This is a genomic window from Lactobacillus kullabergensis (assembly GCF_003151025.1).
Taxonomy (GTDB): domain Bacteria; phylum Bacillota; class Bacilli; order Lactobacillales; family Lactobacillaceae; genus Lactobacillus; species Lactobacillus kullabergensis.
This window is the reverse complement of sequence record NZ_CP029477.1, coordinates 1,330,556-1,356,005: the sequence shown is the minus strand read 5'-3', so window position 1 is coordinate 1,356,005 and position 25,450 is coordinate 1,330,556. Positions and strand designations below refer to the sequence as shown.

Annotated in this window: 23 protein-coding genes, 1 tRNA gene, 1 riboswitch and 1 other annotated feature; of the genes, 19 read left to right on the top strand and 5 right to left on the bottom strand. The window is 35.3% G+C overall.

The window, feature by feature from the left end; translation table 11 throughout:
• Window positions 1-35: 35 nt before the first annotated feature.
• Window positions 36-116: riboswitch (SMK box riboswitch) on the top strand.
• From metK to DKL58_RS06380, 4 genes are all read left to right on the top strand, one after another.
• The gene (metK, locus tag DKL58_RS06395) at window positions 114-1,313 is read left to right on the top strand and encodes a methionine adenosyltransferase (RefSeq protein WP_045928362.1); all 1,200 of its coding nucleotides are present in this window, start codon (window positions 114-116) and stop codon (window positions 1,311-1,313) included. Its footprint overlaps the riboswitch before it by 3 nt.
• 29 nt (window positions 1,314-1,342) lie before the next feature.
• Window positions 1,343-2,797 carry an MDR family MFS transporter gene (locus DKL58_RS06390; RefSeq protein ID WP_109586522.1) on the top strand — a complete coding sequence of 485 codons (1,455 nt, stop codon included), beginning with the start codon at window positions 1,343-1,345 and terminating at the stop codon, window positions 2,795-2,797.
• Between the two features lie 139 nt (window positions 2,798-2,936).
• Window positions 2,937-3,683, top strand: coding sequence for a tyrosine-protein phosphatase (locus tag DKL58_RS06385; protein ID WP_109586521.1), 747 nt, complete (start codon window positions 2,937-2,939; stop codon window positions 3,681-3,683).
• A 255-nt stretch (window positions 3,684-3,938) separates the two neighbouring features.
• Window positions 3,939-4,427: a cupin domain-containing protein gene (locus tag DKL58_RS06380; RefSeq protein ID WP_045928359.1), complete on the top strand. Its 489-nt coding sequence runs from the start codon at window positions 3,939-3,941 to the stop codon at window positions 4,425-4,427.
• Between the two features lie 70 nt (window positions 4,428-4,497).
• On the opposite strand, the gene DKL58_RS06375 is transcribed toward DKL58_RS06380, so the two are convergent.
• A complete protein-coding gene (locus tag DKL58_RS06375) occupies window positions 4,498-5,160 on the bottom strand; it encodes a phosphatase PAP2 family protein (RefSeq protein ID WP_109586520.1) in 663 nt (220 codons plus the stop codon).
• Between the two features lie 56 nt (window positions 5,161-5,216).
• Window positions 5,217-5,406 (top strand) — a binding site (T-box leader).
• A gap of 38 nt (window positions 5,407-5,444) precedes the next feature.
• Here DKL58_RS06375 and leuS point away from each other — a divergent pair.
• Together leuS and DKL58_RS06365 are read left to right on the top strand one after the other, a co-directional pair.
• Window positions 5,445-7,859 (top strand): leucine--tRNA ligase, encoded by a 2,415-nt coding sequence (gene leuS, locus DKL58_RS06370; RefSeq protein ID WP_109586519.1) that lies wholly within the window; start codon window positions 5,445-5,447, stop codon window positions 7,857-7,859.
• 95 nt (window positions 7,860-7,954) lie between these two features.
• Window positions 7,955-9,598, top strand: coding sequence for a putative polysaccharide biosynthesis protein (locus tag DKL58_RS06365; protein WP_109586518.1), 1,644 nt, complete (start codon window positions 7,955-7,957; stop codon window positions 9,596-9,598).
• Window positions 9,599-9,823: 225 nt separating this feature from the next.
• Here DKL58_RS06365 and DKL58_RS06360 read toward each other — a convergent pair whose 3' ends face one another.
• The 3 genes from DKL58_RS06360 to DKL58_RS06350 all read right to left on the bottom strand — a co-directional run bounded on the left by DKL58_RS06360 (window position 9,824) and on the right by DKL58_RS06350 (window position 11,819).
• On the bottom strand, window positions 9,824-10,927 hold the full coding sequence (locus DKL58_RS06360) for a pyridoxal phosphate-dependent aminotransferase (protein ID WP_109586517.1): 1,104 nt from the start codon (window positions 10,925-10,927) through the stop codon (window positions 9,824-9,826).
• Between the two features lie 175 nt (window positions 10,928-11,102).
• A complete protein-coding gene (locus DKL58_RS06355) occupies window positions 11,103-11,327 on the bottom strand; it encodes a PspC domain-containing protein (RefSeq protein ID WP_045928355.1) in 225 nt (74 codons plus the stop codon).
• 408 nt (window positions 11,328-11,735) lie between these two features.
• A tRNA-Leu gene (locus tag DKL58_RS06350) sits at window positions 11,736-11,819 on the bottom strand.
• Between the two features lie 101 nt (window positions 11,820-11,920).
• Here DKL58_RS06350 and DKL58_RS06345 point away from each other — a divergent pair.
• The 5 genes from DKL58_RS06345 to fba all read left to right on the top strand — a co-directional run bounded on the left by DKL58_RS06345 (window position 11,921) and on the right by fba (window position 17,687).
• A complete protein-coding gene (locus DKL58_RS06345) occupies window positions 11,921-13,201 on the top strand; it encodes a serine hydrolase (RefSeq protein ID WP_109586516.1) in 1,281 nt (426 codons plus the stop codon).
• A gap of 1 nt (window position 13,202) precedes the next feature.
• On the top strand, window positions 13,203-14,045 hold the full coding sequence (locus DKL58_RS06340) for an NAD(P)H-hydrate dehydratase (protein WP_109586515.1): 843 nt from the start codon (window positions 13,203-13,205) through the stop codon (window positions 14,043-14,045).
• Between the two features lie 41 nt (window positions 14,046-14,086).
• Entirely contained in the window at window positions 14,087-14,734 is a 648-nt protein-coding gene (locus DKL58_RS06335) for a L,D-transpeptidase (protein WP_109586514.1), read from the top strand.
• A 255-nt stretch (window positions 14,735-14,989) separates the two neighbouring features.
• Entirely contained in the window at window positions 14,990-16,675 is a 1,686-nt protein-coding gene (gene argS / locus DKL58_RS06330; RefSeq protein WP_109586513.1) for an arginine--tRNA ligase, read from the top strand.
• Between the two features lie 97 nt (window positions 16,676-16,772).
• The gene (fba, locus tag DKL58_RS06325) at window positions 16,773-17,687 is read left to right on the top strand and encodes a class II fructose-1,6-bisphosphate aldolase (protein ID WP_109586512.1); all 915 of its coding nucleotides are present in this window, start codon (window positions 16,773-16,775) and stop codon (window positions 17,685-17,687) included.
• A gap of 54 nt (window positions 17,688-17,741) precedes the next feature.
• Here fba and DKL58_RS06320 read toward each other — a convergent pair whose 3' ends face one another.
• Window positions 17,742-18,311 (bottom strand): histidine phosphatase family protein, encoded by a 570-nt coding sequence (locus DKL58_RS06320; RefSeq protein ID WP_109586511.1) that lies wholly within the window; start codon window positions 18,309-18,311, stop codon window positions 17,742-17,744.
• A 127-nt stretch (window positions 18,312-18,438) separates the two neighbouring features.
• On the opposite strand from DKL58_RS06320, the gene DKL58_RS06315 reads away from it, so the two are divergent.
• From DKL58_RS06315 to DKL58_RS06280, 8 genes are all read left to right on the top strand, one after another.
• Window positions 18,439-19,302 carry an aldo/keto reductase gene (locus DKL58_RS06315; protein WP_109586510.1) on the top strand — a complete coding sequence of 288 codons (864 nt, stop codon included), beginning with the start codon at window positions 18,439-18,441 and terminating at the stop codon, window positions 19,300-19,302.
• A gap of 328 nt (window positions 19,303-19,630) precedes the next feature.
• A complete protein-coding gene (locus DKL58_RS06310; RefSeq protein WP_109586509.1) occupies window positions 19,631-21,121 on the top strand; it encodes a BglG family transcription antiterminator in 1,491 nt (496 codons plus the stop codon).
• Window positions 21,102-21,539 (top strand): PTS sugar transporter subunit IIA, encoded by a 438-nt coding sequence (locus DKL58_RS06305; protein WP_109586508.1) that lies wholly within the window; start codon window positions 21,102-21,104, stop codon window positions 21,537-21,539. The genes DKL58_RS06310 and DKL58_RS06305 overlap by 20 nt, the downstream gene beginning before the upstream one ends.
• A 13-nt stretch (window positions 21,540-21,552) precedes the next feature.
• Complete coding sequence (locus DKL58_RS06300; RefSeq protein ID WP_034980067.1) at window positions 21,553-22,029, top strand: PTS sugar transporter subunit IIA; 477 nt, start codon at window positions 21,553-21,555, stop codon at window positions 22,027-22,029.
• A 6-nt stretch (window positions 22,030-22,035) separates the two neighbouring features.
• A complete protein-coding gene (locus DKL58_RS06295) occupies window positions 22,036-22,365 on the top strand; it encodes a PTS fructose transporter subunit IIB (protein ID WP_109586507.1) in 330 nt (109 codons plus the stop codon).
• Window positions 22,366-22,370: 5 nt separating this feature from the next.
• On the top strand, window positions 22,371-23,480 hold the full coding sequence (locus tag DKL58_RS06290; RefSeq protein ID WP_109586506.1) for a PTS fructose transporter subunit IIC: 1,110 nt from the start codon (window positions 22,371-22,373) through the stop codon (window positions 23,478-23,480).
• An 84-nt stretch (window positions 23,481-23,564) separates the two neighbouring features.
• Window positions 23,565-24,464, top strand: coding sequence for a ketose-bisphosphate aldolase (locus DKL58_RS06285; RefSeq protein WP_045928345.1), 900 nt, complete (start codon window positions 23,565-23,567; stop codon window positions 24,462-24,464).
• A 171-nt stretch (window positions 24,465-24,635) separates the two neighbouring features.
• Complete coding sequence (locus tag DKL58_RS06280) at window positions 24,636-25,436, top strand: alpha/beta hydrolase (protein WP_162542337.1); 801 nt, start codon at window positions 24,636-24,638, stop codon at window positions 25,434-25,436.
• The last annotated feature ends 14 nt before the right edge of the window (window positions 25,437-25,450 follow it).

Here is a 25,450-nt window from a genome sequence, read left to right as displayed (position 1 = left end):
ATGTATATATAAGAACATAGAACGAAAATTTTAAAAATCGGTTCAAGTCCTGAGAGGATCCTTAAGTGGAGATGCCTTGTAACCGAATAGCTATTGTCTATAGGGGGACTAATATGGAAAAACGTTTGTTTACTTCAGAATCTGTTTCTGAAGGTCATCCAGACAAGATTGCTGATCAGATTTCTGATGCAATTTTGGATGCTATTATTGCCAAAGACCCTCAAGCTCATGTAGCTTGTGAGACCATCGTCAATACTGGTATTGTCTATGTCTTTGGTGAAATATCAACTAGTGCTTATGTTGATATTCAAGGAATTGTTCGCAAGACAGTTTTGAGAATTGGCTATGATAAACCAGAACTTGGCTTTGATGGCAATAATTGCGCTGTCTTAATTGATATTGATGAACAATCACCTGATATTGCTCAAGGCGTTGATCATTCTCTTGAAACGCGTGAAAATCAATCTGACGAAGATCAGCTTGATCAAATCGGGGCAGGGGATCAAGGCTTAATGTTTGGTTTTGCAATCAATGAAACGCCTGAATTAATGCCTCTGCCTATTTCGCTTGCTCATCGCTTGATGAGACAGGTTGCTAAGCTGCGCAAAGATGGTACTTTAACTTGGCTTAGACCTGATGCTAAGGCAGAAGTGACTGTTGAATACGATGAAAAACAAAAACCAATACGTGTAGATACCGTTGTTATTTCAACACAGACCGATGATAAGGTTTCAAACGAAGAGATTCGCCAAGCTATGATAGATTTGGCAATTAAAAAGGTAATACCTGCTAAATACCTTGATGAAAAGACCAAGTTTCTGATTAACCCATCAGGTCGCTTTGTTATTGGTGGACCTAAGGGTGATTCAGGACTGACTGGACGTAAAATTATTGTTGATACTTACGGTGGCTATGCTCGCCACGGTGGTGGCGCTTTTTCTGGAAAGGATCCGACAAAGGTTGACCGCAGTGCCAGTTATGCTGCCAGATATGTGGCTAAAAATATTGTTGCTTCAGGTTTGGCTGATCGCTGTGAAGTTCAATTAGCTTACGCAATTGGTGTTGCTCATCCCGTTTCAGTTATGGTTGATACAGCCGGAACCGGTAAAGTAAGTGATGACCTTTTAACAAAAGCAGTACGTAAGGTCTTTGACTTGCGCCCAGCTGGAATAATTAAAATGCTTAATTTAAGGCGGCCGATTTATGAGCAAACGGCAGCTTACGGACACTTTGGCAGAACAGATATTGATTTACCATGGGAGAAAACCGATAAAGTTCAAGACCTTTTAAATTTTGTTAACGAAAATAAGTAAAGCTTTTCATTAATAAGGGAGTTGTAATTTTGAAAAAGACAAATGTACGAGTAGTAATGATTGCAATTTTTATGACGACATTTATGACCGCCATTGAAGGTACAATCGTTTCTACTGCAATGCCGACAATTGTTTCCGATCTGAATGGATTAGAAATTATGAATTGGGTTGTTTCCATATTTTTGTTTATGACTGCTGTGTCAACTCCTTTATATGGCAAATTAGCAGACAGCTTTGGTCGTAAACCAATTTTTCTATTTGGAATAGCTCTTTTTGTGATTGGGTCTGCTCTTTGTGGTCAGGCTCAGAATATGGTTGAACTAATTTTATTCCGTGTTATTCAGGGACTGGGTTCTGGAGCTATTCAACCAGTTGCGATGACCATAATTGCAGATTTATATAGTCTGGAAAAAAGAACAAAAATGCTGGGTCTCAACTCTGGTTTTTGGGGCGTAGCTTCAGTCATTGCTCCATTACTTGGTGGCTTTATTGTGCAAAATCTTTCTTGGCACTGGGTTTTCTACATTAATGTGCCAATTGGTATCATTGCACTTTTATTAATTGTCTTTTTCTTAAATGAACCAAGGAATAAGCAAAAGACTAAACTTGACGTTAAAGGAACATTTTGGCTTGTTGTTTTGCTTTTAACCTTAATGTTTACATTACAAGATCTTGGCACCATTAAACCGCTTATTTTAGCTGCTTTGGTTGCTTTAATCATTGTTAGTGCAGTAATTTTCTATCATGAAGAAAAGCGCGCAGATGATCCGATAATGCCACTGTCAATGCTCAAGGGCAAAGAGTTCTTGGCTGTTAATATGATTACCCTGCTTGTTGCCGGAGTAGTTATTGGCTTTGAATTTTATATTCCAACCTGGATGCAGGGGATTAATGGTACTTCTGCTACTATTGCAGGTTTTGCCGTAACTCCAAGCTCTGTTATGTGGGTTGTGGGTTCATTTTTGATCGGTGGCATGTTGAGTCGCTGGGGTGTAAGAAAAACTTTCTTTGGATTGCTTACAATCCTGCTAATTGCTGACTGTATGTTATTGCTTGTTCCTATTCATACTCCGTTTTGGGTCTTTTGTGTCATAGCAACACTTAATGGCTTTTCCTTTGGTGGAGTTCTAACCGCTTCGCAAGTCAGGTCACAGGTTTTAGTTTCAAAAGAAAATATTGGTGTTGCTACTTCCTTTAACACATTAATGAGGTATTTAGGTCAAACAATGATGGTTTCCATTTTTGGTATTACCTTCAATACTGTCGTGGCACATCAACTTGCAAAACATCCGAATTTGACACAAGGCATGATGAACAAAATAGTTTCATCAGCTAAAGCCCAAGAACTATCTGCGAACTTAATTCCACAATTAAGGCAAGTACTTTTTAGTGCTTTAAAAGGGGTTTACTTCGTTTCGCTTGTTGCTATAGTAATATCTGTTATTTTTAATTGTATTTATAAAAGCAAAGAGAAAGCTAATTAGTCGTTAGATTTATAACAGACCTGCTGGTTTATTTACCAACAGGTTTTTTATTTTAAAATTTTTTCATTAGTAGAAATAATTTGCCTGAAAAATTATAATAAATAATATTAAACTTAATAAGTAATTGGAGTATTAAAAAATGGCAAGGGAAATTACTAATTGGCGTTCCTTAGTTGGTTACACTGGATTTGAAGGAAGAAAAGTAAAAGACGGGATACTTTTTAGATGTGGGCAATTGTATAACTTGACTCCTTATCAAAAAGAACAAGTACAAGATAAATATCAAATTAAGAGAGTTTTTGATTTTAGGGGCGAGGAAGAAAGAAAACAATTTCCGGATTATTTGTGGTCCGGATTAGATTATGTTGTAATTGATGTTTTAAAAGATGCTCAGGTTAATCAAGCCAGTGTTGATGAAATTGTTTCTGGTAATAATCAGGCTGAAGAAGATATGCTTACCACCTATGAAGAATTAGCTTTACAGAAATCTGCTCAAAATGGCTACCATCAATTTTTAATGACTCTCATAAATGATCCTGTTCCGACAGCATTTCATTGCTTTGCTGGCAAAGATCGCACAGGAGTAGCAGCTGCTTTAATTTTGAAAAGCTTGGGAGTAAGTGACGATCAAATCTTTGCCGATTATCTAAAAACTATCGCGGCGCGCAAGCAGGAAAATCAGGAAATTTTAGACTACCTAAGAGACCAATTAACAAGTTCACAATTAAAAGATGTTGCTGTAGCTTTAACGGTACAAAAGTCATATTTAGAACGGTATTTTTCTGCCATTAGGCAAAATTATGGGGATTTTGATAATTACCTGATTAAAGGACTGAATTTACCGAGTGATTTTAAGAGCAAAATGAGGCAAATATATTTAGTCTAAAATTTAATTGAAAATAAAAAAAGATATGTCTCTTAAATTTTGAAACCATACCATTTTTTAAGTTTTTGACTTGCTTCATAATTGATTTCAAATAATAGTACCTACCAATATAAAGTATTTACAATATTAGTTTTATTTTTAAACTATAGTAACTATTTACTTTATGAAATTAATTTTTAGATGACATTCTGACAAAAATAGGCTAGATTTGAAGAAAGTAGTTTTAATTATTCAAATTTTTACAAGGGAGAAAAAATGCAACGCAACGATTATATTAAAAGTTTAAAACTTGAACCCCATCAGGAAGGTGGCTGGTTCAGGCAAGTTTATACTAGTGACAAAGAATTTTATGATGAAGACAGCAATGGAAATCGATTTTATTACACTTCAATTTACTTTTTGCTTGATGATACCAGTTGTTCTCACTTTCACCGACTGAACCATGATGAAATGTGGTATTACCACGATGGAGAAGCGATTACTATTCATTGTATTTCTCCAGAAGGTAAATACACTGCTGTAAAGTTAGGCAAAAATGTTTCAGCTGGAGAATATATGCAGTTTAAAGTTCCCAAACACACCATTTTTGCATCTGAAGTTACTAAACCAAACAGTTTTTGTTTAGTAAGCTGTGTTGTTTCACCAGGATTTGATTATCATGACTTTGAGATGCTTAAAAAGTCAGATTTATTAAAACAGTGCCCTGGATATCAAGATGTCATTAATCGCTTAGCAATTGACTGAGCTAAAATTCTAAATTAAGGTAGCAAAAAAGAGTTCGAATTATCACTAATTGATAAGAACTCTTTTTTAGTTAATAAATAGTACTTTGTGCTCTTTGATTTTCTAAGTAATAATGGTAAAGGAAGGAATATCCGATTAAAAGAAATGCGATTCCTTCTAAAAACCCGCCAACTACGTCAGAAGGGTAGTGAACGTGGTTGAAAATCCTTGTATAACCAATTAATATTGGAAAACAGACCCAAATGATGCACAATACAGTTTTAGTGGCTTTATATTTTATTAATAAAATTGTTAAAACAATCAAAATTCCAAATAAAGTGGCACTGCCAACAGAGTGACCAGATGGGAAACTATATCCGTGAGCTGCCACAAGGTGGTGGGTAAGCGGTCTGTGACGAGCTATTGCGTGTTTGATGATCCAGTTGTAACCATTAGCCGCAATCATTGTTCCGGCGGAAAAAAACGCATAAGCAAATTTTCTGCAAAATGCTAAAACAATTACCAAGATGATTGTTTCAATCATAATTACATTGGTATTGCCTAAATTGGTAAATGTTGTAGCAAATTTGATTACTGCAGGATTGTTATTGCAGATAATACTAATAACTGTTTGATCAAATTCACGAATAAATTGATTTTCAGAAGCAACCAGTATTGCCCAGATAGCATATAAAATCAAAAATATTGTCGCAGGTATTATGGTGTCTTTCTTTGTTTGAATTGTTTTGTTCAAAAACTTTCTCCCCTTGTTTTTTTTTTCATTTGTGGTAAATTATAATCATTATTGATCAAAAAATAAAGATCAGGAACTAGTAGCATTTTTGTTTTTCTATAGAGAAGAGTCGGAAGGTGCAAGACTTGAAAAGCAAATTGTGAACTGAGCCTGGAAAAGTCTAACGTTTGCTTTCCGCGTTAAGGGGCATGAGTGTCGCGCTTTTAGCGCGGAACTTAGGTGGTACCGCGATTATTCGTCCTATGAAAAAATATTTCATAGGACTTTTTTTATGAGGTAAAAATATGTATAATCACAAAGTTGTAGAAAAGAAATGGCAGGATTACTGGGAAAAAAATCAAACATTTAAAACCGGTAATGACCCGAAAAAGAAAAATTATTATGTTTTAGATATGTTCCCTTTTCCATCTGGTAAGGGACTGCATGTAGGACACCCAGAAGGATACACAGCAACCGATATTGTCGCACGAATGAAACGTAGTCAAGGCTATAACGTCCTTCACCCAATGGGTTGGGATGCTTTCGGTCTTCCGACTGAACAGTATGCTCTCCAAACTGGACAAGATCCGGCCGTTGTTACTACTGAAAATATTGCCAATTTTAAAAGACAGTTGAATACTTTGGGCTTTTCTTACGATTGGAACAGGGAACTTGCAACTTGTGATCCAAAATATTACAAGTGGACCCAATGGACATTTGAACAAATGTATAAAAATGGTCTAGCCTATGAGGCTGAAGCCCCTGTTAACTGGTCGCCAGATTTGGGTACAGTTGTTGCCAACGAAGATATTGTTGATGGTAAGACTGAACGTGGTGGTTACCCAATCTATCGCCGTAACATGAAGCAATGGATGCTTAGAATTACTAAATATGCTGACCGTTTGCTTGCTGGTTTAGACAATCTTGATTGGCCAGAAAACATTAAGGAAATGCAACGTAACTGGATTGGTCGTTCAGTAGGTGCCCAAATTACTTTTAAGGTCAAAAATTCTAATGAAACATTTGATGTCTTTAGTACACGTCCGGACACTTTATTTGGTGCAACTTACGCTGTATTAGCTCCAGAAAATGAATTAGTTCAAAAAATTATGACTGATGGTCATAAAGATGAAGTCAATGCCTATATTAAACAAATTGAATCTAAGTCCGACCTTGAAAGAACAGATCTAAATAAAACCAAGACAGGTGTCTTTACAGGTGCTTATGCAATTAATCCTGTAAATAATGAAGAAATTCCTATCTGGATTGCTGACTACGTACTTGGCAGTTATGGTACTGGTGCAGTTATGGCAGTTCCTGCACACGATACACGTGATTATGAGTTCGCTCAGAAATTCAATTTGCCTATTAAGGCCGTTATCAAAGGTGGAGATATTGCACAAGAAGCCTATACTGGTGATGGTCCACACATAGATTCTGAGTTCCTAAACGGGCTCAACAATGCAGAAGCTAAAGAGAAAATTGTGGCCTGGCTCACTGAACACCATGCTGGAGAGAAAAAGGTTAATTACAAGTTACGTGACTGGGAATTTAGTCGTCAGCGTTATTGGGGCGAGCCAATTCCAGTAATTCACTGGGAAGATGGAGAAACAACGCTGGTTCCAGAAGATGAATTACCGCTCGTTTTACCTCATGCTACTGACATCAAGCCCTCAGGAACACCTGAGAGTCCATTAGTTAATCTTAAAGACTGGGTTAATGTAGTTGATAAAAACGGCCGCAAGGGTAAGCGTGAAACTAATACTATGCCTAATTGGGCTGGTTCATCGTGGTACTTCTTACGTTTTGTTGACCCACACAATGATAATAAATTAGCTGATTACGAATTGCTCAAGAAGTGGATGCCGGTTGACCTCTATATCGGTGGTGCAGAACATGCTGTACGACACCTGCTCTATGCAAGATTTTGGAACATGGTTTTATATGATCTGGGAGTTATTCCGAATGAAGAGCCGTTCCAAAAATTATTTAATCAAGGATTAATTCTTAAAGATCATGATAAAATGTCCAAGTCAAAAGGCAATGTTGTTAACCCAGATGACGTGATCGATGAGTACGGTGCAGACAGTCTGAGAATGTACGAAATGTTCATGGGCCCACTAGATGCTTCAATTGATTGGGATGATAATGGTCCTGCTTCTACCAAGAAGTTCTTGGACAGAGTTTGGCGTTTATTTGTTAACGATTTAGACCTTAAAGCTATTCCTCAAGAAAATATCGTGGAGGACAACGATGGCACCTTAGATAAAATATATAACGAAACTGTTAAGAAAGTTACCGAGGACTTCGATAATTTACATTTCAACACCGCAATTTCTCAATTAATGGTCTTCATTAACGCAGCACAAAAAGCTAAAACTATTCCAAGGAAATATGCGGAAGGCTTTATTACCCTCTTGGCGCCTATTGCTCCTCATATGATGGAAGAAATTTGGCAAATATTTGGTCATGATGTATCTGTGACGTTTGCAAAATGGCCAACCTATGACCCGGCTAAATTAGTTGAGTCAACGGTTGAGATTATGGTACAAGTTAATGGTAAACTGCGTGGGAATTTTACAGCTGCTGTTGGTTTGGATAAAGATGAAGTTCAGAAGCAGGCACTGGCTCTACCACATGTACAGAAGTTTTTACAAGGCAAAGACGTAAAAAAGGTCATTGTTGTACCGAATAAAATTGTCAATATTGTAGCTAAATAAAGTTAATTTTTCCTAAAATGCAAAGTATATTTGTTGTTAATTGACTTTTTTCATTCACAATAATATAGTTAGTAAACTAGATTTAGGGAATATTAATGAGAGAAAATAATTTATCTGAAAAAAATACACAAAATACCTTCATTAAGGGCAGTGCATGGATGACTTTTGGCTCTATTACGTCACGTATTTTAGGAGCACTCTATATTATTCCATGGTTTTATTGGATGTCACCTTACGGCAATATTGCCAATGCATTAACTGCTAGAAGTTATAATATCTATAGTATTTTTATTTTAATATCTACAGCAGGTATTCCTGGCGCCGTTGCGAAACAGGTGGCAAAATATAATGCGCTTAATGAGTACGGTGTCGGACGTAAGCTTTTTCATCGTGGTCTGATTTTAATGGTAATTTTGGGTATTATTTCTGCTACAATAATGTACTTTGCTTCGCCTTTTTTGGCTTCTAATGGTTCGCAGATTGATCCCAGACAAGTAAAAGTCATGCGTAGTCTGTCATATGCCATCTTGATAATCCCTGTTTTAAGCATTATGAGGGGATATTTTCAGGGCTATGAGGATATGATGCCATCAGCCATGTCTCAGTTTGTAGAGCAATTGGCACGAGTTATCTGGATGTTATTAACTGCCTATATAATTATGCAGGTGCAACGCGGTAACTTTGTTGACGCTGTTGTGCAATCAAATTTAGCTGCAGCAATCGGAGCAATTTTTGGAATTGCCGTACTATCTTGGTTTTTGCTTTCGCGGCGTAACAAGCTTAATGAATTAGTTGAAAATTCTAATAATGAAATCCAAGTTTCAACCTCTGCTCTTTTTGCAGAAATTATTGCTCAGGCAGTTCCGTTTATTATTATTGATGCAGGAATACAGCTTTTTTATCTGGTAGATCAGTATTCTTTTCATCCAATGATTGCCAGTTTAATCAATGCATCCAATAATACAATTGAGACTTGGTATGCGTTATTTGCTCTAAATGCTAATAAGCTGATTATGATTATTGTGTCTCTTGCCAGTGCAATGGCAGTGACAACAATTCCTTTGTTGTCTGCAGCACACACAAAGCATGACTTTCACGGAATTTCAAATCAAATAGGTAACACTTTAGATTTATTTCTATTTGTCATGATTCCGGCCTCTTTTGGTATGGCAGCAATTTCTACACCGGTTTATACAATTTTTTATGGTTATGACAAGTTAGGTTCAAATGTTTTATATCTTTCATCATTTACAGCAATAAGTTTAGGTTTATTCACTGTATTGATGGCAATTTTGCAAGGCCTGTCAGAAAATGGTCTTGCAATTAAATATTTAGTATTAGGACTAATTATTAAAATTTTAATGCAGTATCCAATGATCTATTTGTTTAAGGTTTTTGGTCCACTGATTGCCACTAACTTAGGGATGCTCGTTATTATCTTTATGGCCTTAAAACACCTTAAAGTTGGCTATAATTTCAACCAAGATCGAACAAGAAGGCGTTTTATAGGAATTACTGTATTTTCTGTAACCATGTTTTTAATTGTTTTGGCAGTAGAAAAGGGACTTGAATTGTTCTTGAACCCTGCAAGTAGTTTGCAGTCATTAATCATTGTAGTTATATCCATTTTAGTGGGCTGCGTATTTTACGGATTTGCGGCAATTAAGTCTGATTTGGCACAAAAAATTTTGGGAGATAAAATTATTCCTATATTAGAAAAATTGCATATTCATGCATAAGTGTGAAGCTAATATTAAAACTTGGTACCGTAATAAAAACGGCATCAAGTTTTTTGCTTTGAGCTAAATATATTTAGAACTACTTTGTTAATCGACTTATATTAGCTTTTTAAAGTTAAATGAAAAACTCTTTGCTAACTGAATTAAAACTCGGTAAGCAAAGAGTTTATTAATTTAAACCGAAATGTAATATTTATTTTATTGACCTACTTTTTAAGCATGCAATTATTTATAATTCAAAGTATAGTCTACACAGTCAATAATCTTCTGCATACCTTTAAACAAAGCATCTTTTTCGGTAGATAAAGAAATCCTAAAGTATCTGTCAGAATACTCGAAATCACTACCTTTGGCGACAATTACATGAAAGTGGTCTTCTAATTGTTTATAGTACAAATCAACATCTTTGATTTCGTCAGGAATTTTAATAAACATATATAGGCCTCCTAGATACTTTGAGGAAGCAAAATATTTACTTGTAGAAAGCAAATTAGTTAGTTTTTTACCTCTTTGTCCAATCTCTTCAATATGATGGGTATATTGATCTGGTTCTTCTAAAATTATTTCACCAATGAATTGACTAATAGTTGGGGCACTAAAAGTGATCCCCTCATTATAATAACCGTCCCGTTCAATAATACCGGCAGGAGCAATCACATAGCCTAGACGTATTCCTGGGATAGCAAAAGTCTTGGAAAAACTGCTGACTAATATTTGATGAGAAATGTCAGTTGAGACTGGTTGATACTTATAGGTGCTCGGATAGTCACTATAAACATGATCATCAACTATAAAAATATTGTTTTCCTCACAAAGTTTGTTCAAGAAGTTACGGTCTGTTTTTGAAATAGTTGCACCAGTAGGGTTATTAGGATAGTTAATGATAATAGCCTTGGTATTTCGATTTACTGCGTTTTTGATTTGGTCTTTTGGTAATGCAAAATCGGGAGCCTCTGATTCGACAATCACTGGCTTTGCTCCTACTCCTGCAATTAAATTTAAGTACGAAGGGAAAAAGGGAGCAATAACTATAATTTCATCACTTTGAGATTTGATGATTGACTTTAAGGATAAAAATGCACCATGTAAGCATGACACTGTGATTTGGATGTTATCTACATCAATATCTTTTATGCCATATTTTTCTTTGTAATATGTCACAATTTCTTTTCTGAGTTTTGGCAGACCCATACCTGGAGTGTATCCGTTGCCTTCTTTTTCAACTCGTTTCACAAGTTTGTCAATTATTCTTTTGTTTATTCCAGAACGAAAATCCCCAATAGATAAGTCAATGTAATCTGATGGGAGTATATTAACGTCTAAGCTCATAATATATTAACCTTTCTTTAAGTAAATTATTGTATAAATCATATTATTTAATTCGAAAAAGGTCAAATTGCACAAAAATAAATTCAGGTCTAATTTTTCATATAATCGAACTTGAATTAAACTTGAATTAAACTTGAATTTTTGAGTAAGACGAATAAATTTATTTTTTAAGAATTTAGTACTTATGAAATTCACCGTCAGGAGTGTCATTACCGTGATCCTTTTCAGGCATAACAATTGCAGCAATAATATATAAAAGCAATCCTGTAAAGAATGAAAACAATATTAATGCTCCGCCTCCAATCCTGGTCCATGCTTTATCCCAGCCAAAGTATTCTGCGACTCCGCCAAAGACACCGGAGACAATCTTATCCTCAGATTTTGTTAAACGTTTTTGCATGACAATACCTCCTTTTACTATAATTTTAATACAAAAAAATCATTTAAGTACAATTGAAAACATATTTTTAAAAATAAAAGTAGCCAAGTCTAAGTTTTTGAAAAATCACTTGCGAAATATTAAAGTGCCTAGCAGAAACTCCGCGAAATACCATTGATACTATTTACAGGTATAGCAATTTTTATACTAATATAAGCATTTATCTTTTGCTTATTTTTAGTTAAATCGTTGTTGCTTCAAGTAACTATTGTGACTGTCAATTAGCAAGTTCTGAATAATACGCTAGAAATAAGGAAAAATAGAAAACAAAAATCGTAAAATAATTGAACAAGAGGAATTAAATAAATATTTAGGAAAAAACAAAAGAGCTAGTTCCACAATGGACCAGCTCTTACTAGCTTAACGTGATGCCCCGAAAAAGATTCGAACTTTCACTTAGTTACCTAAACAGCGACCTGAACGCTGCGCGTCTGCCAATTCCGCCATCGGGGCTTATTATTTTTAGCACAGTAATAATCATACCAAAAATTTGGTAAAATGTAAGCATAAAACGTAAAATAATCCAAAAAATATCAGGGAAGGGAGAATCACACTTGAAAAAGAAAGCAAAAGCCATCATTCTATTTTTTATCAGCTTTTTATTACTGGCATTTCCAGTTGACGTGTATGCTGCTTCAAAATTGCCTGATAATTATGATCAAGATAAAGTAGCTATCGATGCTAAAGCAGCTATAGCAATTGACAGTATGACTGGACAATTATTGTATGGCAAAAATATTAATCAGCCATTGCCCATAGCTTCAATGACAAAACTGGTAACCGCATATTTAACCCTAAAGGCAATTGATCAGGAAAAAATCAATTGGAACACTAAGGTTACGCCTACTCGGCAAATTTTTGCCGTTGCCAGTAACAGAGAGTATTCAAACGTTCCCTTGCGTATGAAGCACACGTATACGATTAGACAATTGTATCAAGCAACCTTAATTGAATCCGCTAACGGAGCCGCAATGATGTTAGCAGAAGCAATTAGTGGTTCTCAGGTTGCGTTCGTTAAGCAAATGAGACAGCAGCTGCAAAAATGGGGCATTAAAGATGCTCGTATTTATACAACCTGCGGATTGCCCAACAAAAGCGTTGGTAATGATGCTTATCCTGGGGCAGGTAAAAATGATGAGAACATGTTGTCTGCCAAGGATATGGCTATTGTAGGTCAGAAATTAATACAGGATTATCCTGAAGTACTTAAGACTACTAAAATTGCTAAAATGGACTTTATTGACCAAAATATGGCAACGCCAATGAGCAATTTTAACTGGATGCTAAAAGGGATGCCGCAATATCATAAAAATCTAAAAATAGATGGTTTGAAAACAGGAACTACTGATGCTGCAGGTGCTTGTTTCATTGCGACTGCACCTCATCGTGGTGGGCGAATAATTACTGTAATAATGGGAGCAAAACATGTTACCAACACTGATCCTGCCCGTTTTATTCAAACAGCTAAACTGCTCAATTACGTTTATCAAAAATACGAGCCCTTGATTTTTCAGCGTAATGAAGTAATTATTGGTCACACGAATATGGCAGTTCACAATGGACAAGCCAGACAGATAAATATTGGTATCAAAAATAAAACACTGATCTGGATACCACAAAATGGCTCTAAATTTCAGGTGGGTTTAACAGCTAAAACTGTTGAAGCTCCTGTAGAAAAAGGGCAAAAAATTAACTCTTATTACTTTAAGAATGGCAAAAACAAAATTATTTCACTGCAAAGTCCTAATGGACTATTGTTGCCCGCCCATGCTTTAGAATCAACTAATAGAGTAAACATTTTTGTAAGGTTTTGGCGCTGGCTATTTGGAGGCTAATATGGCAGTAATTACAGAAGATATTTTGACCAAAGTAATAAAAAAAAGACCAAGTGACTCTCATAAGGGCAATTACGGTCGGATTTTATTAATAGGTGGCAGTGAAAACTATGGTGGTGCAATTATCATGGCCGCTGAGGCTGCACTTAATAGTGGTGCGGGACTCATTTCTGTGGCCACCCATGCGATGAATCTTGATGCACTGCATGCACGTAATCCTGAGGTCATGTTTATTGACTGGCGTGATCGGAATTTGGTAAATTTAATGAAAAAAATGGATGTTATTGTTTGTGGACCAGGTTTAGGATCCAACACTTTTACTCGGCAATTAATGTCAAAGATATGTCAAAATGTTTCTCAAAATCAAATATTGATTTTGGATGCGAGTGCTTTGGACATGATTGGCCAGGATCCAAAGTTAATTCCAACTCAAATCGGTTTAGTGGTCATAACACCACATCAGATGGAATGGCAAAGATTGAGTCAAATAAGAATCCCATATCAGACTGACAGTGCAAATTTAAATGCTTTGAAAAAGATTTTTCCTACCCAAAATGCTATTTTGGTTTTAAAATCAAATCACACTCACATTTATACCAAAGCCGATCAGATTTTTGTAAATCCATTAGGCAATCCTGGCATGGCTACAGGTGGAATGGGAGATACCTTAGCTGGTATAATAGGTGGCTTTACAGCTCAATTTGGCAATAGTTTGGATTCTATTCTGGCCGCAGTTTTTATTCACTCTTTGGCAGGCGATAAAATTGCTGAAAATAATTATGTAGTGCGACCGACCGAAATAAGCGCGATGTTGCCACAGCTAATGAATCAATATGCTAATTAGATATTTTACGTTGAAAATTTGGTTGGGAGAAAGGTTATAACATGAAGAAAAGTCTTTTAAAAGTTCTTACTGCTTTTTGTGTTCTATTAATATGTGCTATTAGTCTGGCACGAATTTCAATGCCATCTCAGCCAGAAAAGAAAAATTCAGCTATGGAAGCAAAGAAAACAACTGTTATTAAAACAGCATCATCATATCGTCCATACCGGGATCCAAAAGATTTACGTTCCCCCTTTAATTGGAAAAAGCCAAGTGAGATAAAGCCCTATCCTAAAATTAAGCATCTCGAAAATGACTTAACAATTAGAGTCTCCCTCAAGGGTAATCGAGTTTACATCTTGCGGGGTAATAAACGAGTGTACACCATGCTGGCAAGTGCTGGTTTGTTTAAAAAAGGCAAGTCATTGACACCAACAGGAAATTATAAAATTAAAAATGGTCGTGGAGACTCTTTTTATAATCCTGAATTAAATGAAGGTGCTAATAACTGGACTAGTTGGGACAAAGAAAATGTTTATCTTTTCCATTCCGTTCCTACGAAAGGCAACGGCAAATACAATATTAAAGAGGCTGAAAAGCTAGGTGTCAAGCCTGCCTCTCATGGCTGTATCAGATTAAGCGTTCCTGATTCACGCTGGTTGGCTGAAAATATTCCAGTAGGTACCAAAGTAATTATCAAAAATAACTAAAAAATTTGGCTCAGCTTTCATTTCCTGTTATAATCTTTTGGTGAAAGTGGTTAGGAGTAGTAGGCATTTTTTTAGAAAAGCGAGCTTGAGTTGGTGAAAGTCAAGCTGGAAGAATGACTGAAGGCGTGTCTAACTAATAATTTAGCAAATTTAATAAGCGGATACTTTGTATCAAATAGAGTGGTACCGCGGGTTATAACTCGTCTCTTCTTCAAATAATGAGGAAGAGACTTTTTTTGGCATTTAGGAGGAAAAATGGATTTTAAAGATAAGGTAGTTGACTTAATCGCTAGTCAGGTTGACCTTCCCAAAGATCAAATCAATTCATTAATTGAAAGACCAAAAAATGAAAAAATGGGTGACTATGCTTTTCCAGCCTTTGCATTGGCAAAAGTGCTGCATCAAAATCCGGTAGTTATTGCGCAAAATATTGCAGACAAACTAAAAAGCGGTGATTTTGCTTCAATTAAAGCTGTTGGACCCTACGTTAATTTTTCTATCAATCACAGCAAGTTGATTTCACAAACTCTCACAGAAATCTTGCAGCAAAAAGAACATTATGGTGACCAAAAATTGGGAAAGGGGAATGTTCCTATTGATATGTCTAGCCCCAACATTGCAAAACCAATGTCGATGGGGCACTTAAGGTCAACAGTAATTGGCAATTCAATTTCCAAGACCCTGCAAAAAGTTGGTTACACACCAATTAAAATCAACTATTTAGGTGATTACGGCACACAATTTGGTAAATTAATAGCGGCCTACAAGCACTGGGGTGTGGAAGAAGACGTTAAAAAAGACCCGATCATGAATTTATTTAAATATTACGTCAAGTTCCATAAAGAAGCTGAAAAGCACCCTGAGCTTGAAGATGAAGGTCGGGCGTGGTTTAAGAAACTAGAAGAGGGTGATCCAGAAGCAGTTAAATTATGGCAATGGTTCCGGGATGTTTCCTTAGCCGATTTCAACCGTATTTACAAAGAATTGGGAGTCACTTTTGATTCGTATAAAGGTGAGGCTTTCTTTAACGATAAAATGCAACCTGTGATTGATGAACTGAAAGAAAAAGGACTTTTGCATGAATCTCGTGGTGCACAAGTGGTTGACATGGGTAAAGATGAAAATCCAGCTTTGATTGTTAAATCAGATGGTACTAGCATCTACTTAACACGTGATCTGGCAGCTGCGATTTATCGTATGAAAAATTATCATTTTGTTAAAATGCTTTATGTGGTCGGCAACGAACAGGCTCAACATTTTGTAGAACTAAAATCTGTTTTGAAAAAAATGGGTTATGATTGGGCTGATGAAATTTACCATGTTCCTTTTGGCTTGATTACTCAAAATGGTAAAAAGTTATCTACTAGAAAAGGCAATGTGGTTTTTCTTGATCAAGTGTTACAAGACGCCGTTAAACTAGCTCAAAAACAAATTGAGCAGAAAAATCCTGATTTGACCAATAAAGATCAAGTAGCTCATGATGTTGGAGTTGGCGCAGTTATTTTTCATGATTTAAAGAATGAAAGAACTGAAAACTTTGACTTTGACCTTGATGAAGTTGTTCGTTTTGAAGGTGACACAGGTCCATATGTGCAGTATACAAATGCTCGTGCACAAAGTGTTTTGCGCAAGGCAGCCGTTCAAGGTCACGAACCGCAATTAACAGATATACAAATTGTTGATGACTGGTCTTTTGGAGTTGCTAAGTCCCTTGCTGATTTTCCTCGTATCATTGCTCGCAGCAGTGATAAGTTTGAGCCGTCAGTTATTGCTAAGTTTGCTCTTGATTTAGCTAAGAAATTTAACAAGTATTATGCAAATGTTAAAGTTTTAGTAGATGATGATCAAATTAGTGCTCGATTGGCACTAGTTCAGGCAACTTCAATTGTTTTAACTGAATCTTTGCGTCTATTAGGTGTGAATGCTCCTAAAGAAATGTAAAAGTTTAAAATAATAACGTTTACATCAAATAAAAGATTGTTCAACGATTAATTAATACGATACAATATGACTGTAAGTTTAATAGGAGGTATATTTAATGGCATATTTAGATAATGGTAATCAAATCTTTAAAGATGCTCGTAAAAACCATTATGCAGTAGGTGCTTATAACACTAACAACTTGGAATGGACACGTGCAATTTTACAGGCAGCTGAGGAAACAAGAACCCCAGTTTTAATTCAGGTGTCAATGGGTGCAGCTAAGTACATGGGTGGCTATAAAGTTGCTAAGGACTTAGTTGAAGACGAAATTGATGCAATGAATATTTCTGTTCCAGTTGTATTGAACTTAGATCACGGTAGCTTTGAAGCTGCTAAAGAATGTATTGCTCTTGGTTACTCATCAGTTATGTTTGATGGTCATGCATTACCAACTGAAGAGAACTTAGCTAAAACTAAAGAAATTGTTAAGTTGGCGCATGAACGTGGCATTTCAGTTGAGGCCGAAATCGGTAAAATTGGTGAGAATCAAGGTGCCGATGGTGGTGAACTTGCTTCTGTTGAAGACGCAAAAACTTTCGTAGCTGCAGGTGTTGACAAACTTGCTTGTGGTATTGGCAATATACATGGTGTTTATCCAGAAGGCTGGAAAGGTTTAAACTTTGATCGTTTGAAGGAAATTGCGGATGCAGTTTCTGTTCCATTGGTATTACATGGTGGTTCAGGTATTCCTGAAGACCAAGTTAAGAAAGCTATTTCTCTCGGAATTTCTAAAGTTAACATTAACACAGAATTCCAATTAGCTTTCCAAGCTGCTACACGTAAGTACTTTGAAGCACATAAGGATGAAGATAAGGACAACAAGGGTTACGATCCTCGTAAGCTTCTTCTTCCAGGTACAGAAGCAATTACAGCTTCAATGAAGGAAATGATCACATGGCTTGGTACTCCATCAATTGATGACAAGATTAAGTCAGCAGGTTTTGACAAGAGTTCATTGAACTTGGAATAATTTAATAATTATAATATATGAGAGATCAATCTGAATGATTGATCTCTCTTTGCTTTAACAGCTGGGGTTAAAAATCGACTGCAAACGGAAAACACCATTTTCATAGTCGTATTTTAAGACTGAACAGTTTTTAAAGTGATATTTGCGTTCAAAAGTATTATATTTTTCCCACTTTCTGTAAAAATTTGCTATAGCACCGGCGTGCGATACAATCAGAATATGTTGACAAGGAGATGATTCTGCAATACTGATAATCGCTTTATTGATTCTTGCGACTACCTGTTTTTGGGATTCACCACCAAATTGAACAAAAAAGTCGTTATAAGGTAGTGGCGGATTTAAGTGTTCACCTTCTCCTTCGTATGCGCCGAAATTCCACTCACGTAAATCTTTATGCGTTTCAAAAGGTAGATCGGTCACTATTTTTAAAGTATCTATTGCCCTTTCAGAAGTTGAACAATGCGCCTCTTCTAGATTGATTTTCTCATGTTCAAAATAATCTTTTTTCGTTGCTTTTGCTTGTTTAATTCCTAATGAAGTTAAAGGTGAATCACAAAATCCCTGGATCTTATGTTGGACATTAAACAAAGTTTGTCCGTGACGCATTAGATAAACATATTTCATATTTTTACCTTCTTTGATATATACATTTAATTGTAAACAAAAAGATCATAAAAATCTAAATGAAATATATTGACTTAAAGTCCAATTTAAGCGTTATACTCAAGAAAAGAAGTATGGAGGGATAAACATGATTTTTGAAGAAACATTTACACTTAATAATGGGGTAAAGATCCCTAAACTAGCATTAGGAACCTGGAAAATCCCAGATAACGAGGTAGCTTCGCCCGTGCAAACTGCCTTAAAAATGGGTTATCGGCATATTGATACTGCTCAGGCATATCATAACGAAAAAGGAGTTGGTCAGGGTATCAAAGATTCAGGTATTAGCCGTGATCAAATCTTTGTTAATTCTAAAGTAGAGGCTGAAATCAAAAATTATCAAGAAGCTAAAAAGTCAATTGATGAAACCCTTGATCGTATGAATCTTGACTATTTAGATATGATGATTATTCACAATCCTCAACCTTGGAAGGAAGTTAACCAGTCAGATGATCGTCATTTTGAAGGAAATATAGAGACTTGGCGAGCATTAACAGATGCTATGAAAGAAGGAAAATTACGCGCAATTGGCGTTTCCAGTTTTCAGCCGGAGGATTTGCAGAATTTAATTGACAACAGTGATGTTAAACCAATGGTAAATCAAATTTTGTGTCATATTGGAGCAACACCAAAAAAGTTGATTGATTTTTGTCAAGAACATGACATTGTTGTGGAGTCATTTTCGCCAGTTGCTCACGGTGAAGCTCTGACGAATACTACTATTAAGACTATGGCAGAAAAATATCAAGTTTCAGTTGCCCAGTTATGTATTCGATATGATTGGCAGCTCAATACAGTAGTTTTGCCAAAGTCTGTTAATCCAGAGCATATGAAGCAAAATGCAGAATTGAATTTTGACATAAGTGAAGATGACATGACTACTTTGGAAAAAATTAATAGTTTTAATTATGGTTCTTCTAGTCATTTTCCTGTATTTGGTGGAAAAAAATAAAAAAGAGTACTTCAAATCTTTTAAAGTGGTCTTGATTTTAAATCTTTCGAATAAGTTATCAGAATATAAAGTTAATTTATTGATTTAATTTGATAATAAAAGCAGTCAAATACTAACTTACCTTCTAAGCTGATTTCTCAGTTTAGAAGGTTTTTTGTTTAAAAAATTTAAATTAAGTCAATTTATAACTAATAAAGTAACTTCTTGATAAGCTTATTTTTACTTACAATTAATATAAATGTCCGTTGTAGAAACAAACAACGGACACTTTTTAATTATTTAAGCGTTTACATGAATGGCAAAATAAAAATATCAGGAGGTATGACCAGTGCATAAAGAAATTAGTCAAGAAATTATTGATTATCTCAAGCTTCACAATAAGTTCATTACTTCTGAGGAACTATCAAATGGTTTAAATGTTTCGAAAAAAACAATTGCTCGCCATATCAATAGTATCAATAAAAAATATTCTCAACCAATAATTGTTTCCCAAAGGGGGCGGGGCTATGAGCTAAACTATTCAAATTATCTAAATGTGGCAAATAACAATGTCCATAATGATTCATCAACACAACTAAGACAGGAGAACATGCTGGCAAAATTGCTTTTTGCATCCCCAAATGATGTTAAAATTTATGACTTAGTTAACAGTTTGTATATCAGCGAACCTGTCTTGAGAAATGATGAAAAGCAAATCAGTAAAAGAATAAGTAAGTGGAATTTAAAACTTGAAAGCAAACAAAGATCTGTAAAGATTACTGGCAATGAAAAAGACATCAGAAGTGCTTTGATGGAGGTAGTTCTTCACATTAATAAATCTACGGACATTGAAACTTTGCGAAAAAATACTTCTCAATTAGATCAAAAGGATTTTAATTTTGCTTTGAGCCAGGTCGAAATGGCACTGCGAGTTTTAAATGGCTCTTTACCTTATCCGTATAATATAAATTTTTTCGCGCATATTTATGTTCTTTTGATTAGGGCAAAAAAATTTAAGGCAATGGATAAGTCAATTTCTTTAGATACGAGTTTGCAAACAGAAATTAAAATGAATCCTGAAATTTTTAGCATTTGCAAAAGTATTGTATCAAACGTGAAAAAGTATCTGGGCTTTAAAGGAGAAGAATTAGATTCCGAAGTTTATTACTTGTTTAAGTATCTGCTAACTTCTCGTTTTAATTCATTTGATGGCATTGTTCTTGATGATCGCGATTTGGCAGATCAGGTTACCGACTTTTTTATTTCAAAAGTTTCCGCTTATTTGCATTGTAGCTTTTCACCTTCTATAAAAGATGAAATCAGAAATCATGTTTTGGCCATGATCAGCAGGTTAAAAATGAAGATATCTTTACCAAACGCTCTTTTAAAAGACATCAAACTAGAATATCCGCAAGTTTTCACCGCTACCAAAAAAGCTGCAACCTTAGCATGTCAAAAATTTAATTTACCGGTAATCTCGGATGATGAAACTGGATTTATCTGTTTGTACTTTGCTAAATATTATGAAGAAAATAATAAATCAAATAAGAAGATTAAGGCCTATGTTATTTGCACAACAGGTATTGGGACTTCCGGAATTATTTCTACCAAGATAAAAAACTCAATCCCTGAGATTGAAATTGTTGGGTTAGCTTCTAATTACAATATTGAAAATATTATCAAAAATAAGCCTGAAATTGAATTGCTAATTAGTACAGTTCCTATTAATTATCACGGAAAAATTCCTGTCGAATTAGTGAGTGCCTTTTTTACGAAAAAGGATGAGCAGAAAGTCAGAAATGTAGTAAGGAATATCATTAATGAACGAAGTTTTGCTTAAAAGCTGTGATATTGATGTAACAGATCAAAAAGCGGCTTTTCAAATTATAGTTGATATAGTCGCTTCAAAAATGGATGTGAGCAAAGTAACAGTTTTAAGAAGTTTGTCAACGAGAGAAAAAACTGCTAACACGGCTTTGGTAAAGGGAATTGCCATTCCTCACGTAATTTTAGAATCTGATTTTACGCCTTGGCTATTAATTCTAAAATCAAAAACTTTAATAGCTGATTGGGATTGTCTTGATGATTCCAAGGTTAATACGCTTATCTGTTTAGTAGTTCCAAAAATAATAAAAAAATCCAACAAAAGCTTTAAAAAAATAATTCAGATCATAGACAAGTTGGCTAACGACAATGTCATTGCAGAAATAAACAAAGCTGAAAGTGCAACTGAAATTGTTCAGATTTTAAAAAGATAGGAGGTCAAAAAATTTGGCTGATAAAGAAATTAATATTGCGAAAGTCATTAATTTAAACTTGATTGACCTTCATTTAAATGGAAAAACTAAAAAAGATGTAATTAAAGAGCTCAGTACTCTTTTGAAAGAGGATGACGATATTACAAATACCCAGGACTTCATTGATGACGTATTTCTACGTGAAGAAGAAGGGGAAACTGGAATTGGTCAAGGGGTGGCAATTCCACACGGCAAATCAAAAGCCGTCAAAAATACTATGATAGCGATTGGTCTAAGTGATCATCCTATACCTTGGGAAACTTTAGATGATAAACCAGTTACAGCCGTAATTTTATTTGCAGTCAGGGATCAAGATGCGGATACGTTGCACCTAAAGCTTTTACAAAGAGTGGCAATTTTACTGTCTGATGATGATTTCATTGATAAGCTACATGCCGCCAAAAATAAGAAAAATGTTATTGATCTTTTGTGTGGGAACAAAGGGAGATGATTAATTATGAAAATAGTTTGTGTTTGTGCTTGCACATCTGGTATTGCCCATACTTATCTAGCAAAGGCAAAGTTGGAAAAGGCAGCCAAAGAATTGGGGGATGAAATTCACGTTGAAACCCAAGGAACAATCGGTACTGAAAGTGCATTAACTCCTGAGCAAATCGCTGAGGCAGATGTAGCATTGCTGGCTGTTGATATTGCAACTACTGGCAATGAGCGTTTTAAAAATATTCCTACAGTAAAAGTAGGTACTTCTCTGGTTGTAAAGGCTCCCAAACAATTGCTGGAAAAAATTGAAGAAGAAGTGAAAGAAAGAAAGAGTCAAAAGGAGTGATTTAAATGAATACATTTGTCACAGGTGCTAAAAAAGCTGGATCAGCTGTCAAAAAGCATCTATTAACTTCCATTTCATACATGTTGCCATTAGTTGTGGCTTCGGGATTATTGATAGCCATAGGTAATCTGATGGGCGGTAAGCAGGTAACAAGCCTTGCACAAATGAACTTTCCCAATAGTATGACCACTTTAGGTGTTCTGGGAATGGGATTATTACCATCGTTCATTGCTGGCTATATTGGTTATTCAATAGCCGATAGACCGGGTATTGCGCCTGGATTTCTTGCAGGACAGATAGCTTCTTTTTTGGGAGCAGGTTTTCTTGGCGGTATCATTGGAGGATTTATTGCTGGTTATATTGCACTAGGTATTAGAAAAATTAAAGTCCCTCGTTGGGCTAACGGACTGATGCCTATGTTAATAGTACCAACTGTTACTGCAATTTTTACAGCTCTGATTATGTTTTTCCTATTAGGTCAACCATTAACAGCTGCCACGACCGCTCTTAATCACTTCATTACTAATTTGGATAGATCCCAAAGAGCTTTATATGGATTCTTAATTGGTTGGATTGGATGTCTGGATTATGGTGGAGCAATTAGTAAAATCCCAAATTTGATTTGTGATGGTTTATTGCTTGATGGTATTAAAGGGCCTGAAGGTATAAAGGTATTAGCTTCTATGGTTCCTCCATTTGGAGTTACAATGTCTTACTTTTTGGCTAAGTTGTTCCATAAAAATATTTATACCAGAAAAGAAATTGAAAATATTGAAGTAGCCTTTCCTATGGGATGCTGCATGATAACCGAAGGCGTCATTCCTATAGCTATGAATGATTTGTTTAGAACTTTACCTTGTACTTGGATTGGTTGTGGAGTAACAGGAATGATTAGCTACGCTTTGGGCAATGAGAGTCCTGTTCCATCAGGTGGAATTTTCGTTATTCCAGCTATGTCAAAACCAGTCATTGCAATAATTGCTTTACTGGTTGGATCGTTAATAACTGGTATTTTGCTGGCAATTATTAAAAAACCATTAACTGAAAAGCAGGTTGATAAAGTTCAAGAAGACGATGAGAAAAATATTGATTTATCTAATATCAACATACAATAAAAATACTTTCAAGGAAGTGATGCCTCGTTTATTAATAAAAAATTGCTGGAAATAAAAAATAGATTTAGACAAAAGGAGAAAAATATGACATTAGTAAATATGAATCAGTTGTTGGCAAAAACGAGAAAAAATAATTTTGCAGTAGGAGCATATAATGTTTCAAACCTTGAACTGGTAAGAACAGTGATTGAGCAATGTGAAGAGGACTACGCTCCAGCAATTATAATGATTCACCCAACTGAGCTTAGGTATTGTAAAGATGACTTTATTAGTTATGTTTTAACCAGAATTCGTGATAGTAAAATTCCAGTGGCACTGCATCTTGACCATGGTGATTCTGTGGATAGTGCAGCTAGAGCAATTCATGATGGCTTTAGTTCAGTAATGATTGATATGTCGGCTGAGGACTGGGAAACAAATGTTGCTCTAACTAGAGAAACAGTTATTATGGCTCACAGAGTTGGCGTTTCTGTTGAAGGTGAAGTAGGAACAATAGGTAAAACTGGGGTCCATATTGAGGGACACAAAAAAGAAGGTATTTATACCACACCAGAAGAAGCTCAAAAATTTGTAGAGGAAACGGGTGTAGATACTTTGGCTGTTGGTATTGGAACTAGTCATGGTATTTATCCACCTGATGTAACTCCTAAAATAAGAATTGACATTTTACAGAAAATAGTTCAAGCAGTTCCAGATACCCCTTTGGTTATGCACGGAGGCTCATCAAATCCGGATGAGCAAGTTGCAGATGCTGTTAAAAATGGAATAAGTAAGGTGAATTTAGCTTCAGATTACAAAAATGCATTTTTCCAAAAAGCTCGTGAAATATTGGCAAAAAACGATGGATGGGATCCAAATAATTTATTCCCTGAAGCCATTGAAGCAGGTAAAAAAGTAGTACATCATAAAAATAAGGTATTTAATTCAATTGGAAAAGCTAAATTATATGAAGGCATTGATCCTTGGAGATCAGATAAAATTTAAGTATTAATCATTATAGAAGGTCTACAACATTGGAATTTTGTTTCAAAAGTTTGTAGACCTTTTTTATGTGTAGTCGCAAAGCCATATATTATTTTGATATTTACCTGGAAAATAGCAGTATAATATATCTTATATTATTAAATTAAAAATATATTTAAGGAGATAATTGCAGTGCGCGAAGAACTAAGATTTTTGAGTTGCATCGACCATGAGGTGCCAATGCAAATTGATATTCCGGATGAAAGTAGTAAATTTCCTGCTGTATTGATGATCCATGGTTTCATGTCTTCCAGGAATAATGATAATCATATGTTAGCAAGAATTAGCAAAAAAATTGTAGAAGCCGGAATTGTTGCAGCAAGAATTGACTTGTGCAGCATGGGGGAGAACCTTTATTCAAGAGAAAATTATGGCATGAAAGTGATGACCGATGAGGTTAAAGCGAGTTTTAAATATTTGCAGTCTTTACCATATGTTGAAGAAAATAATGTTGGACTTTTAGGTCATAGCCTTGGTGGTCGCTTAGTATTTACTTGTTCGACGTTACCAGCAAAAATTATAGTTTCTCTAAATGGCGCTATCAATACTTCTGAGCCTCTTGAAATGGCATATGATAAATTTCAAATGGATAATTTAGGTTACTGCATTGTTCATACCAGTAGCGGTGGTGTTGAACTGGTATACCGCAGGTTCTTTGATGAGTTGAAGACAACTTTGAATGACAACATTAAAAATTTTAAAAATCCAATTTTAGTTGAAGTATGTATCAGCGATCCTACTTTGGATCCAAATATCAGTTTAAATTTTATTAAAAACTGTCACATGGATAACGTAGATTCCTTTACAGTTGAAAATGCGAACCATACTTACAATGTTGAAACTGGTGATTTTACCAAACTTAATGAAGTTATTGGTAAGGTCGTGCCTTGGATTAGTTCGCATATAAAATTAAAAAACCAGTCTTTTGTATGACTGGTCTGTTAAAA